This is a genomic window from Herbaspirillum sp. Sphag64 (genome assembly GCF_014192645.1).
Taxonomy (GTDB): Bacteria; Pseudomonadota; Gammaproteobacteria; order Burkholderiales; family Burkholderiaceae_D; genus Herbaspirillum.
This window is the reverse complement of sequence record NZ_JACHYE010000011.1, coordinates 72,440-85,399: the sequence shown is the minus strand read 5'-3', so window position 1 is coordinate 85,399 and position 12,960 is coordinate 72,440. Positions and strand designations below refer to the sequence as shown.

Below are 12,960 nucleotides of genomic sequence, written 5' to 3'. Positions count from 1 at the left end.
CGCTAGCTTTTATTGACTATGCCGGGCCAACGCCCACTCTACATGCTCACGTACCAGCGGCGACGGGTGCGACAAGCGCTCCTGCAGAGCGGCCAGAATCTGTGGATCACCCTTGCGGTCAGTCGCGGCGGCATTACCCAGTCCGACCGCCATGTTGCGTAACCAGCGTTCATGACCGATACGGCGAATCGCGCTGCCTTCGGTATAGCGGTTGAAGTCTTCCTCACTCCAGTTCAATAAGGTCACCAGACTGGCGCTGTCGAGCCCGTGGCGCACATCAAAATCAGGCAACGTGGCACGTTGCGCGAACTTGTTCCACGGGCAGAACAGCTGACAGTCGTCACAGCCATAGACGCGATTGCCGATCAGTGGCCGCAGTGCCAGCGGGATGCTGCCCTTGAGCTCGATGGTCAGATAAGAAATGCAACGGCGCGCATCCAGCTCATAAGGGCCGACAATGGCCTGGGTCGGGCAGACATCGATACAGGCGCTGCACTGGCCGCAATGGGCGCTGGCCGGAGCGTCTACTGGCAGCGCCAGATCGGTGAACAGTTCACCAAGGAAAAACATCGAACCGGCCTCCCGATTGATCAGCAAGGTGTGCTTGCCGCGCCAGCCCAGACCGGATTTTTCTGCCAGTGCCACCTCCATGACGGGGGCCGAATCGGTAAAAACACGGTAGCCGAACGGACCAATCTCCCGCTCCATGCGGCTGGCCAGCTGCTGCAGGCGCGCACGCAAGACCTTGTGATAGTCGCGCCCACGAGCATAGACCGAGATCACGGCCGCCGCGCCGTCGGCACCACGCTGGTGCTCCTGATCACGCCAATCAGGCACATCGTTTGCTTCTGCCATGTCGATACGTGGCAGATAAGGCATGCGTACAGTGATTACCCGCACCGTTCCCGGCACCAGTTCTGCAGGCCGGGCGCGCTTCATGCCGTGGCTTGCCATATAATCCATCTCGCCGTGGTAACCCTTGTCCAGCCATGCCTGAAAACCCGCCTCCCGATGTGACAGATCAACATCGGTGATGCGCAGGTCGGCGAAGCCAAGTTCACGGCCCCATGTTTTGAGTTTGTCGGCTAATGCCGCGAGATCAATCATTGAATCACTGCTGTTGAATACCATCGCAACGTTGATCTGCCTTACATTGACCGCAGATCAGGTTGTTCCATTTTGCTTTATCGATTACCTATGCCGCTGCACCACCTCCACCTGCCCGATGAAGCCGCTACCACCGCCCTTGGCGCGGCGCTGGCTGGCGCGCTGGCGCCGGGGCTGACCATCTATCTGCATGGCGACCTCGGGGCCGGCAAGACCGCTCTCACACGCGCGCTGCTGCATGCGGCCGGCTATCCGGGCCGGGTAAAAAGCCCGACTTATACCCTGGCCGAGCCCTATACGGTGCAACTGGCAGAGCGCATGGTAACCGTTATCCACTTCGACCTCTACCGGATGTCGAGTCCGGAAGAGTTCCTGGAAGCGGGTTTTCGTGAACATTTCAACGAAAACAGCGTCTGTATCGTCGAATGGCCGGAAAAGGGCGACCCGGTGTTGCCCCTGCCCGACATCCATATTTATCTCACAGTAACAGGACACGGCCGTGATGTAGAATTGCGGGCGTTATCCGACAAGGGTCACCAATGTCTAGCTCGTCTGAAATTTCTTCCAAACCTCTGAAATCCCGGACCCGTCGCACCATTCTCAAGGCGGGCGGCACGCTCTTGCTGTCCGTCATCACGCCGATGCCCGCCATGGCCTCGCAATTGCTAGCAGTGCGCGTCTGGCCGTCAGAAGACTATACCCGCGTCACCCTGGAAAATGATAGCAATCTGAAGATCACCAATTTCCTGGTCAAGAACCCGGATCGTCTGGTGGTTGATGTCGAAGGGATCGATCTGAATTCGACCTTGAAAGACCTGGTTGCCAAGATCCAGCCTAATGATCCCTATATCAAGCAGGTACGGGTCGCGCAAAATCGCCCCGGCGTAGTGCGTCTGGTGTTTGACCTCAAGGATGAGATCAAGCCGCAGGTGTTTACCCTGGAGCCGGTAGGCGAATACAAGTACCGCTTCGTCATCGATCTCTATCCAGCCACACCACCAGACCCGATTGCGAGCCTGATCCAGAAGGGTAACTGGCCCAAGGATCAACAGGCCGACAGTCGCCCGCCAATGGCGGATGCCAAACCGGATACCCCGCCACCGGCGGCGCAGGCTGACGATGCACAAATAGCCAAGATGGCACCGAATGATCCCAAGCTGCAGTTGACACGCATGATCACCATTGCGCTCGACCCCGGTCATGGAGGTGAAGACCCGGGCGCCATCGGTGCGCGCGGCAACCGGGAAAAGGACATCGTGCTGTCGATTGCCAAGCGCCTCAAGAAAAAGATCGAAGAGCAGCCCAACATGCGGGTGATGCTGACTCGCGATGATGACTTCTTCGTGCCGCTGGGCATGCGCGTCAAGAAAGCCCGCAAGGTGCAGGCCGACCTGTTCGTGTCGATTCACGCGGATGCCTTTGTGCAGGCCACAGCCCGTGGTTCGTCGGTGTTTGCGCTGTCGGAAAAGGGCGCCAGCTCGGCCGCCGCCCGCTGGATGGCCAATCGTGAAAACTCGGCCGACCAGATCGGCGGCGTCAATATCCAGACTCATGACCGCCAGCTTGCCAGCGTATTGCTGGACCTCTCGACGACCGCACAGATCAATGACAGCCTGCGACTGGGCAAGTCAGTACTGGATGAAATCGGTGGCATCAACAAGCTGCATCGCGGTGCCGTGGAGCAAGCCGGCTTTGCGGTGTTAAAGGCGCCGGACATCCCAAGCATCTTGATTGAAACTGCCTTTATCTCGAACCCCGAGGAAGAAGCCAAGCTGACCGACAACGCCTATCAGGACGAAATGGCCAGTGCCATCATGAGCGGTATCAAGAAGTATTTTGCCAAGAACCCGCCACTGGCTAAAAACAAGATGACCTGATCGCAGGGTTTTGTCTCCTCTGTGTTCCCCGACTGGCTCCCTTGAAGGGAGCCAGTCTGTTTTCGGGGTTAGGCCAGCAATTGATTCAACCTGCATAATCATCTCAACTGTTTCAGCTGTGCCACGCTGCGACGCACAAATACTGTTTTCATTTGCATGTTCGGCAGCCATGATGAATCATGAATGCGCAGGCTGTCGTGGTGACAATCACGATACCCTGCGATGTTGCCTTCGCTTTCGGTCGTCTCGGTACCCCGTTTACTGACACAGAGGACATCATGCACATCGCTCATCTGAAGATAAGTCAGCGGCTGTTGTTAGGATTTGGCCTGCTCATGCTGATCATAGTGCTCATGGCAACCATGGGGATCAACCGCCTGGCGGAGCTCAACGGCCGCATGAAAGAAGTCATCAGCGACAAATATCCCAATACGGTGATGGCAGGCGAGATCGTCAATCAGATCAATCTGGTGGCGCGGTCGGTACGCAATATCCTGCTCCTCAAAGACCCGCAGCAGATCACCTTCGAACGTAACCGTATCACGAGCGCCGACCAGTCTATCGAGCACCAGCTCGGCCAGCTCGACAAACAGCTGAGCGACCCTGACAGCCGCACGCTTCTGGAGAATCTGCAGACGGCGCATAAAAACTATCTGGTCAAGCGTGATGAAGTCTTGGGAATCGCCCTGCAAGGCGACAAAGACCGTGCCACCGCCTTACTGATTGGCGATGTAAGGCCGGTGCAAAATGCCTATATGGAAGCAGCCGACAAGCTGATCAAGAAACAACACGCACTGATGGAAACCGCCGGCAACCAGGTCGAACTGAGCTATCAGCGCGCCAGCACCCTGCTGAGCGCCTTGGCTGCAAGCGGCCTGCTCATGGCCGCGCTGATTGCCTACGTGATTACCCGTAGCATCACCACACCGCTTAATCGGGCAGTGCAGGTCGCCCAGACCGTCGCCGCAGGCGATCTGACCTCTCATATCGACAGCAGCGGGCGGGATGAAACCGCACAACTGCTACAGGCCCTCAAAACCATGAACGACAAACTACAACAGATCGTTCAAAGGATTCAGAAAGGCACCGATACCATTGCCACAGCGACTTCCGAAATTGCCACCGGCAATATGGATCTGTCGTCACGTACTGAAGAGCAAGCGGGTGCCTTGGAAGAAACCGCCTCTGCCATGGAACAACTGACCTCAACCGTGAAGCAGAATGCCGATAATGCCCATCAGGCCAATCAACTGGCACAGTCAGCGTCGAGCATTGCGCAACAGGGCGGCAATGTCGTCGGACAGGTGGTCAATACGATGGAGTCGATCAGCACTTCCTCACGGAAGATCGTGGAGATTATCAGCGTCATTGATGGCATCGCGTTCCAGACCAATATCCTGGCGCTCAATGCCGCCGTGGAAGCTGCACGTGCTGGTGAGCAAGGTCGGGGATTTGCGGTCGTGGCATCCGAAGTACGCAGTCTGGCGCAGCGCAGCGCCAGTGCCGCACGTGAAATCAAGCAATTGATCAACGACTCGGTAGCGACTGTGGACAACGGCAACCGGCTGGTCGAGCAGGCTGGAGTGACCATGGATCGGGTAGTTTCAAGCGTCAGAGACGTCACCGCCATCGTTGCTGAAATAACGACAGCAAGCAAGGAGCAAAGCGTCGGCATTGAGCAGATCAACGTCGCCATTACGCACATGGACAGTACCACGCAGCAAAACGCTGCACTGGTCGAACAGGCGGCGGCAGCAGCGCAGTCACTGGAAGATCAAACCAGCGCGCTGTTGCAGACGATTGCGTTTTTCAAGGTTGTGGAACGGTAATGATGACGCCGTACAATGTTTATCTGGAGCGCACAAAGAGACGCCGGTAGGTATGCCAGATTGCACCGACAATCAGCGGCACAATCGCCGTGGCCAAACCCAGCAAGACCAGCTTGTTGAGATGATCGCGAACCCAGGGCATGGTGCCAAAAAGGTAACCGCAGACCAGCAATCCGACCACCCACAACAGCGCACCGGCGACATTGTAAATCTGGAATTTGGTGCTGGTCATGTCTGACATACCAGCGATGAAAGGGGCAAAGCTGCGCACAATCGGGGTGAACCGCGCCAGGATGATGGTCTTGCCACCATGTTTTTCATAGAAAGCATGGGTCTTGGCCAGTGCAGCAGGATTAAACCAGTGCTGATGCTGACTGAGGACCTTGTGCCCGAACGCACTGCCCAGCCAGTAATTGACGGTGTTGCCGGTAATCGCAGCGATCACCAGTAGCACCACCAGCAACCAGAGTTGCATCGCTCCCATGGCACAAAAGGTACCGGCAATGAACAACAAGGAGTCACCCGGCAAAAACGGCATTACCACCAGACCGGTCTCGCAGAAAATGATCAGGAACAGCAGCACATAAATCATCGTGCCGTATTGCTCGATAAGAATGCCCAACGACTTGTCAACGTGCAACAACACCGTTAAAAACTGCAAGTAATCCATAAACCCATTTCATTGAGTCCCGCCACGATGGGCGAGTCGTAGTCGTATCGAAAAGCAACGAGACATTTCACCGGGGATGCGCGGGCATCATACACTAGTTGTATGACAAGCCTGATTTAAGAGCCAAGCTTTCCACGGATAAAGATACTCGGTATGGCGGCAAAATGACATTGAAAATATTCTGTTATTCTTATCAAGAATGACGAATTTTATTCCGTTATAGTTAGATAAATTCTTAGTCCGATAACGCTGTTGTCAGCAACAAAGTCAGGTTTCTGCAGTCAGGAGCATAGTGAGAATAGCCCGCAAAACCACCTATACCGGTGGCAGAGGTGGTCCACGAAATGCAAGGAACAAACCATGATGAAGGATTGCGAGCAATTAGATCAGCAGCTACAGCAATGCCGCACATGGCTCGATGACAAAGAGGCCATGCTGACAGCGATTTCGCAATCCATGGCGATGCTGGAATTATCCCCTGACGGCACAATCACTTACGCCAACGACAACTTCCTGACGCTGATGGCCTACCAGGCCTCAGAGATCATCGGCAGCAATCACCGTGTGCTGTGCAATCAGGATTACATCAACACACCGGAGTACAGTGAATTCTGGAGCCGCTTACAACGTGGAGAAATGGTCTCCGGCAGGCTCGAACGGATTCGTAGCGATGGCAGCCGCTTGTGGCTGGAAGCACGCTGCAATCCCATTCTCGATAGCGATGGAAATTTAACCAAGGTGGTCTCGATCGCCGCGGACATCACAGCCTACATCGACGATTCCAAGGAAAAAACCTCGGTTCTGCACGCGCTGAACCGCTCCATGGGTGTCATCGAGTTCAGCCCGGAGGGCATCATCGTCGGGGCCAATGGCAGCTACTTCAAAACCATGGGCTATCTGCCGCAAGAGTTGATCGGGCAGCATCATCGCCTGCTGTGCGAAGCGCAATACAGTAACAGCCCCGATTACGACAATTTCTGGAAAGACCTGGTGCGCGGCCGCCACTTCTCGGGACGTTTCAAACGGATTGCACGGGATGGCCATCCCGTCTGGTGGGAAGCGACCTATACACTCGTCTGTGATCAGGAAGGCCGGCCGCTGAAGATCATCTGTATCGGCTCCGATGTTTCCTACCGGATGCAACGCGAACAACGTGATCGGGAATACCAGCACCTGCTGTCGCTGGGCATGAACGAAACCGACAATGCCGTCTTCATTACCAATGAAGACAATCTGATCGTCTTCCACAACACCGGTTTCAGTCGCATGCTTGGGTTTGCTGCTGATGAGGTGATCGGGCGGCGTCCGCATGAACTGCTACAGGGACAGACGGCAATTCTCAAGATGATCGAGGAGTGCTATGCCATCATCGCTGCCGGGCAAAGCTTCCACGGCGAAGAGATGATGCTGGATAAATCCGGGCATCCGTTGTGGGTGTCCGTGGTGGTCAATCCGATCTTTGATCCCAACGACAAACTGGTCAATGCGGTGTGCATTCTGACCGATATCACCAACACCAAAATGCATGAGGTGCTGCAATACAAGGCCCTCAACGCCATGGCACGCGAAGCCAGTCTGGCCGAAGTGATGACCATGATCTGCCTGGAACTGGAGCGGATTGCGCCGGACGTGGTGGCCTCGATCGTCCGTATCGATGAAGGTCGCGCCATGCGTACCATCGCCAGTCCGAATCTGCCTGATGTCTATAACAAGGCCATCGATGGGCTGATCATCGGCCCGCAGGTCGGTTCCTGCGGTACGGCGGCGTTTCGCGGTGAGGCGGTCGAAGTGTTCGATATTTCAACCGACCCGTTATGGGATGGCTATCGCGACCTGATCCTGCCCTATGGTTTCTTCGCCTGCTGGTCGACGCCGATCATGTCGCCAGATCGACGCGTACTGGGCACCTTTGCCCTGTATTACCGCGAAAAACGCCGACCCAGCGCCTTTCACCGACAACTGGTCGACGTTTGTCTGCACCTGTGCACACTCGCGCTGGAGCGTGAAGAAAGTCGCTCCCGGATTCATCAACTGGCGTTCTACGATGCCCTGACCGGTCTGCCCAATCGCAGTTTGTTGCTGATCAAGGCCAATCAGGCCATCGCCAATGCTGCCCGCAACAAGCAGTCACTGGCGGTGTTATTCATCGATCTGGATCGCTTCAAGCAAATCAATGATTCGCTTGGTCATCAGGCTGGTGACGAACTGCTGCGCATTGTCGCCAGCCGTCTGCAGGCAGAAGCACGCAGGGCTGACATCGTCGGTCGCCTCTCTGGTGACGAATTCGTGATCGTCCTGGGGCAATGTGATGTGCATCACGTCACCGACGTGGTCAACCGGATTCAAACCAGTCTCTCACAGCCCTGCCATATTGCCGGTGTGGTTATTACACCCAGCGCCAGCATTGGTATTGGCCTTTGCCCGGAAAATGGAGAAACCATCGAGGTCTTGCTGCATCGTGCCGACATGGCCATGTATCAGGCCAAGGAAAGAAATCGTGGCCGTTATAGCTTCTTCAGTGAAGAAATGAATATCCAGGCACAAGAACGCCTGACGCTGGAAGGCGCACTGCGCGATGCATTGCGTACCGGCGGCTTCGAACTGCATTATCAGCCGCAGATCAAGATCAGCAATGGACAGATTCACGGTGTCGAGGCACTGGCGCGCTGGCGTCACGCACAGATGGGCGATATTTCACCGGCTCGCTTTATCCCGATCGCTGAAGAATGCGGTCTCATCGGTGAGCTCGGCAAATGGGCGTTGCAAGAGGCTTGCCGGCAACTCAGTATCTGGCGTGAGCGTGAGATTGCCGTACCATCGATTTCGGTGAACCTGTCGTCCACCAATTTCCATGATCTCGAACTACCGCATTTCATTGCGACATTGCTCGATCACTATCAGCTCAAGCCCGCCGATCTACGTCTGGAAATTACCGAGACCGTGATGATGGATACCAATCCCAGCACCACGCGCACCATCCATGCCATCCATGCATTAGGCATTGCACTTTCCATGGATGACTTCGGCACCGGGTATTCCAGCCTGGGGTATTTGCGTAACCTACCCGTTTCGGAGCTTAAACTGGACAAGAGCTTTGTGCGCGACATGGGGCACGATGAGACAGTCCGCGCGCTGACCAATGCCGTCATCCGTATCGGCGATAGCCTGCACCTGACCGTGGTTGCAGAAGGCGTGGAAGATAAAGAACAGTACTTACTACTTAAACAACAAGGCTGCGATGTCGCGCAAGGTTATCTATTTGCACGACCAGCACCCTCTGACGTGTTTAATCAGTGGCTTATCAATTTCAAAGTAGAAAATTTCATTTAAAGCCAGAAAAAGAAAAAACAATCTTGGCACAAAAAATGTAAAGAGCATTTCCATTCGGCAACTACAAACGATAAAATTGAATAATTTGCCTGTATATATCGCAATTTTTAACATATTTAAAAATAACCGTATTTCAGGTCATGTTACCGATTATCGACTGCGTCATAACGCAGCATCCAGCGAAGGGGAATCCAGATCATGAAACAGGCCATTTTTCGCCTTGGACAAAGGACTGTTGGCGCCAAACTCACCGCCATTACACTGTCGCTCGTGGCACTCCTGTTCGTCGCCGCTATCGTGCTGATCGGACACCTGACCTCCAGCGTACTGGAGCAACACTCGCTGGCACAAATGCAGAACGAGACCAACGACGTGGTCAACATGATCGAGATGTTTGATCGTTCAGAAACCAGTCAGGTAGAGCGTTTTGCCAACATGCTCGGCAATGAGTTTCCAGACCGTTTCTCACTCGACCACGATCACAGTATCCTGATCGGCGATAAAACGACACCGGTACTGCGCAACGGCAATACCGACCTCAACCTCAATTTCAGCATCCCCGACCGGATCATGGCCTCAACCGGCGTCGCCATGACTATCTTCGCCAAGACGGGTGATGATTTTGTCCGCATCTCGACCTCGCTCAAGAAAGAAAACGGTGACCGCGCCGTCGGCACCCTGCTCGACCGCAAGCACCCTGGCTATGCAGCGCTGCTGGCCGACAAACCCTATACCGGCATCGCCAAGCTGTTTGGCAAGCAGTACATCACCAAATATGTACCGCTCAAAGATGCCGGTGGCCAACTGGTCGGCATCCTGTTTGTTGGTGTCGATATCTCGGAAGACATCAAATCCCTCTTTGCAAAGATCAAGGCACTCAAGGTCGGTGAGAGCGGCTATTTCTCCGTCTACAACGCCAACCCCGGTCCAGATTTTGGCACCTTGCTGGCAGGTCCCGAGGACCAAGGCAAAATCCTGCTGGAGCGCAAGGATACCGACGGTAAGGAGTTCATCAAGGAGATGCTGACCCAACAGCAAGGTGTTATGCGCTAGATGTGGGATAACCCGGCCACCGCCGGACATGACGGTGAACAGAAGATTGTCGCCTTCACACCATTTGCCCGCTGGGGTTGGGTGATTGCTGGCGAAACCTACAGTGGCGAAGTCACCCGTGAAATCACGGCGTTACGTAACCGCTTCGTTATCTGTGGCGCCGTGTTTCTGCTGCTCATTGGCAGCGTGCTGTACGTCGTGATCCGAAAACTGGTGACCCATCCACTGGGACGCGCCAAGGTCGCCGCAGAACGGCTTGCCAGTGGTGACCTGACTGCGCAGGTCCACTCCAGCCAGCAAGACGAGATCGGCCAGTTGATGGAAGCAATCAACGGCATCAGCAATGGTCTGGCAACTGTGGTCCATGAAGTTCGCCACGGTACCGAACAGATCACTACGGCATCCTCTGAAATTGCCATTGGTAATCTGGACCTGTCCAGCCGTACCGAGCAACAAGCCGGATCGCTGGCGGAAACCGCTTCCGCCATGGAACAACTGACGACCACCGTGCAACAAAATGCTGACAACGCCAATCAAGCCAACCAGCTGGCGCTATCGGCATCCGATGTCGCGATGCAAGGCGGGCAGGCGGTCAATGAAGTGATTGCCACCATGGGCTCCATCAAGGAATCGTCGCGCAAGATTGTCGACATCATCAGCGTCATCGACAGCATTGCCTTCCAGACCAACATTCTGGCCCTCAACGCCGCCGTCGAAGCCGCGCGTGCCGGCGAGCAAGGTCGTGGATTTGCCGTAGTCGCCTCGGAAGTTCGAGGCCTGGCACAACGCTCAGCTACCGCCGCGGGAGAGATCAAGCAACTCATTGGTGATTCGGTCGACAAGGTGGAGGCCGGTAGCAGGCTCGTTGAGCAAGCCGGTGAAACCATGCGCGATGTGGTGGCCAGTGTTAAAAACGTCACCGATATCGTCGGTGAAATCAGCGCTGCCAGCCGCGAACAAAGCAGTGGCATTTCCAACGTTAATCGCTCCATTACCCACATGGACCAGACCACCCAACAAAATGCCGCGCTGGTAGAGCAAGCCGCTGCCGCAGCACAGTCATTGAAGGATCAGGCGCAAAAACTTGCAGAGGCAGTCAGTACGTTCAAACTACCTCCCTCCAGGAACTGAAGCATTCGCTTACGCTCGCTTTGCACTCAGGCAGAGACGCTTCTGCCTGACGGTATAATCTCGGGATGCAAGCCACTGACCTAAATACCCCCTCTTACCGCCCGATTCAAGCCCTGCCGGACCAGCTGATTTCACAAATCGCGGCCGGCGAAGTGATTGAACGCCCCTCCGCCGTCGTCAAGGAATTACTTGAAAACGCGCTCGATGCCGGTGCCACCCAGATCACCATCCGTCTCGAACAAGGCGGCGTCAAGCGCATCGCCATTACCGACAACGGTCGCGGCATCGCTCCCGACCAGATGCCATTGGCGCTGGCACGCCACGCCACTTCCAAGATTGCCTCCCTGACCGACCTCGAAAACGTTGGCACACTGGGTTTCCGCGGTGAAGCATTGGCCTCGATAGCCTCGGTCGCACAACTGACGCTGACGACCCGCACCAAAGATGCCGCGCACGCCTGGGAAATCACCGGCTCGCAACACGGCACCGTCGTCCCTGCCTCCGGCGCACCGGGAACGACCATCGACGTACAAGACCTGTATTTCAATACCCCCGCACGCCGCAAATTCCTGAAGTCCGAGCAGACCGAATACGGCCACTGCGCCGAAGTCGTGCGCAGGATTGCACTGGCACGACCAGACGTCAGCTTTTCGCTCAGCCACAACGGCAAGACCGTCGACCACTGGAACGTCGGCGAATTTGCCAAGCGCAGCGCCCACATTCTGGGCGACGAGTTTGCCGCCGCCCGCCTGTCGCTGGACGAAAGCGCCGGCCCCTTGCGGCTGCACGGTTTTGTCGGCTTGCCGACCGCTTCCAAGGCCCGTGGCGATGCCCAGTATTTTTATGTCAACGGCCGCTTCGTGCGCGACAAGCTGCTGGTACACGCGGTACGTGCCGCCTATCAGGACGTATTGCACGGCGACCGCTATCCTTCGTACGCGCTGTCGCTGGAGCTCGACCCGGCGCTGGTCGACGTCAACGTACATCCCTCAAAGATCGAGGTCCGCTTTCGCGACAGCCGCAGCGTGCATCAGTTTGTATTCCATGCGGTCAGCCGCGCCCTGGCAGCGACTTCCGCCACCTCCTTCGGTGCCACGCCCGCACCACAGGCAGCAGGCCCCTTGCCATGGATGAACGACCAGCCCCAAAGTGGCGCCGGTGTCCCGTTGCGCCCGGCGTTTCCAGCAGCGCGTGGTAATGCAGGCAGCTATGGCGTATCGCAAGACACGGCCAGCTACGGCGCGCTCTTCCGTCCCGGCATGCAAAGCAGTCTGGACATGCGTGATAGCAGCCCTGCCACACCTTACACCAGTGCCGCTATCACAACGCCCGCCAGCGAAGGTGCGCTGGCGAGTGACAACGCGCTTCCCGCTGATGACTATCCGCTTGGCTTCGCGCTGGCACAGCTGCACGGCATCTACGTTCTCGCACAAAACAGCAAAGGACTGGTCGTGGTCGACATGCATGCCGCTCACGAACGCATCCTCTACGAACAGCTCAAGCATGCGCTCGATGAGAACAGCATGTTCGTACAACCGTTGCTGATCCCCGTTACTTTCTACGCTGACGCGGTCGAAGTCGGCTCCGCTGAAGAGCATCAGGAAACACTCAGCGCACTTGGCTTTGATATCGCCGTCATGTCGCCCACCACGCTCGCGGTGCGTGCGGTACCGGCGCTGCTCAAAAATGCCGATGCGCAGACGCTGGCCCGTGACGTCTTGCGTGATGTGCGTGAATACGGTGGCTCGCGGGTGCTATTGGAACGTCGCAACGAACTGCTCGGTACTCTGGCCTGCCACACGGCCGTGCGCGCCAACCGCAGCCTGACCATTCCAGAAATGAATGCCCTGCTGCGCCAGATGGAAGCCACCGAACGCGCCGACCAATGCAATCACGGCCGTCCGACCTGGAGCCTGCTGGCTCTGTCGGACTTGGACAAACTCTTCCTGCGCGGGCAATAAGC

General features: G+C 56.2%; 9 protein-coding genes. 7 read left to right on the top strand and 2 right to left on the bottom strand.

Annotation, left to right across the window (positions count from 1 at the left end):
• Window positions 1-9: 9 nt before the first annotated feature.
• Window positions 10-1,107: a tRNA epoxyqueuosine(34) reductase QueG gene (gene queG / locus FHW66_RS16330; RefSeq protein ID WP_183380880.1), complete on the bottom strand. Its 1,098-nt coding sequence runs from the start codon at window positions 1,105-1,107 to the stop codon at window positions 10-12.
• 90 nt (window positions 1,108-1,197) lie between these two features.
• On the opposite strand from queG, the gene tsaE reads away from it, so the two are divergent.
• The 3 genes from tsaE to FHW66_RS16315 all read left to right on the top strand — a co-directional run bounded on the left by tsaE (window position 1,198) and on the right by FHW66_RS16315 (window position 4,813).
• On the top strand, window positions 1,198-1,683 hold the full coding sequence (gene tsaE, locus FHW66_RS16325) for a tRNA (adenosine(37)-N6)-threonylcarbamoyltransferase complex ATPase subunit type 1 TsaE (RefSeq protein ID WP_183380879.1): 486 nt from the start codon (window positions 1,198-1,200) through the stop codon (window positions 1,681-1,683).
• Window positions 1,647-2,984: an N-acetylmuramoyl-L-alanine amidase gene (locus FHW66_RS16320; RefSeq protein WP_183380878.1), complete on the top strand. Its 1,338-nt coding sequence runs from the start codon at window positions 1,647-1,649 to the stop codon at window positions 2,982-2,984. The genes tsaE and FHW66_RS16320 overlap by 37 nt, the downstream gene beginning before the upstream one ends.
• Window positions 2,985-3,163: 179 nt before the next feature.
• The gene (locus FHW66_RS16315) at window positions 3,164-4,813 is read left to right on the top strand and encodes a methyl-accepting chemotaxis protein (protein WP_370543488.1); all 1,650 of its coding nucleotides are present in this window, start codon (window positions 3,164-3,166) and stop codon (window positions 4,811-4,813) included.
• A 19-nt stretch (window positions 4,814-4,832) separates the two neighbouring features.
• On the opposite strand, the gene FHW66_RS16310 is transcribed toward FHW66_RS16315, so the two are convergent.
• Window positions 4,833-5,483, bottom strand: a complete 651-nt coding sequence (locus FHW66_RS16310; protein WP_183380877.1) for a VTT domain-containing protein — start codon at window positions 5,481-5,483, stop codon at window positions 4,833-4,835.
• A gap of 360 nt (window positions 5,484-5,843) precedes the next feature.
• Between FHW66_RS16310 and FHW66_RS16305 the strand changes: the two genes are divergently transcribed.
• From FHW66_RS16305 to mutL, 4 genes are all read left to right on the top strand, one after another.
• A complete protein-coding gene (locus tag FHW66_RS16305) occupies window positions 5,844-8,813 on the top strand; it encodes a bifunctional diguanylate cyclase/phosphodiesterase (protein ID WP_255459010.1) in 2,970 nt (989 codons plus the stop codon).
• 198 nt (window positions 8,814-9,011) lie between these two features.
• On the top strand, window positions 9,012-9,866 hold the full coding sequence (locus tag FHW66_RS21255; protein WP_221197039.1) for a Cache 3/Cache 2 fusion domain-containing protein: 855 nt from the start codon (window positions 9,012-9,014) through the stop codon (window positions 9,864-9,866).
• The gene (locus FHW66_RS21250) at window positions 9,867-10,997 is read left to right on the top strand and encodes a methyl-accepting chemotaxis protein (RefSeq protein ID WP_221197040.1); all 1,131 of its coding nucleotides are present in this window, start codon (window positions 9,867-9,869) and stop codon (window positions 10,995-10,997) included. It begins immediately after the preceding gene.
• Window positions 10,998-11,062: 65 nt separating this feature from the next.
• A complete protein-coding gene (mutL, locus tag FHW66_RS16295) occupies window positions 11,063-12,958 on the top strand; it encodes a DNA mismatch repair endonuclease MutL (RefSeq protein ID WP_183380876.1) in 1,896 nt (631 codons plus the stop codon).
• The last annotated feature ends 2 nt before the right edge of the window (window positions 12,959-12,960 follow it).

What these genes read in the sequence shown, in the direction of transcription:
- FHW66_RS16310 (WP_183380877.1), bottom strand. Translation starts at nt 5,483, where the DNA reads ATGGATTACTTGCAGTTTTTAACGGTGTTGTTGCACGTTGACAAGTCG.
- queG (WP_183380880.1), bottom strand. Translation starts at nt 1,107, where the DNA reads ATGATTGATCTCGCGGCATTAGCCGACAAACTCAAAACATGGGGCCGT.
- FHW66_RS16315 (WP_370543488.1), top strand. Translation starts at nt 3,164, where the DNA reads ATGAATGCGCAGGCTGTCGTGGTGACAATCACGATACCCTGCGATGTT.
- FHW66_RS16305 (WP_255459010.1), top strand. Translation starts at nt 5,844, where the DNA reads ATGATGAAGGATTGCGAGCAATTAGATCAGCAGCTACAGCAATGCCGC.
- FHW66_RS21255 (WP_221197039.1), top strand. Translation starts at nt 9,012, where the DNA reads ATGAAACAGGCCATTTTTCGCCTTGGACAAAGGACTGTTGGCGCCAAA.
- FHW66_RS16320 (WP_183380878.1), top strand. Translation starts at nt 1,647, where the DNA reads ATGTCTAGCTCGTCTGAAATTTCTTCCAAACCTCTGAAATCCCGGACC.
- tsaE (WP_183380879.1), top strand. Translation starts at nt 1,198, where the DNA reads ATGCCGCTGCACCACCTCCACCTGCCCGATGAAGCCGCTACCACCGCC.
- mutL (WP_183380876.1), top strand. Translation starts at nt 11,063, where the DNA reads ATGCAAGCCACTGACCTAAATACCCCCTCTTACCGCCCGATTCAAGCC.
- FHW66_RS21250 (WP_221197040.1), top strand. Translation starts at nt 9,867, where the DNA reads ATGTGGGATAACCCGGCCACCGCCGGACATGACGGTGAACAGAAGATT.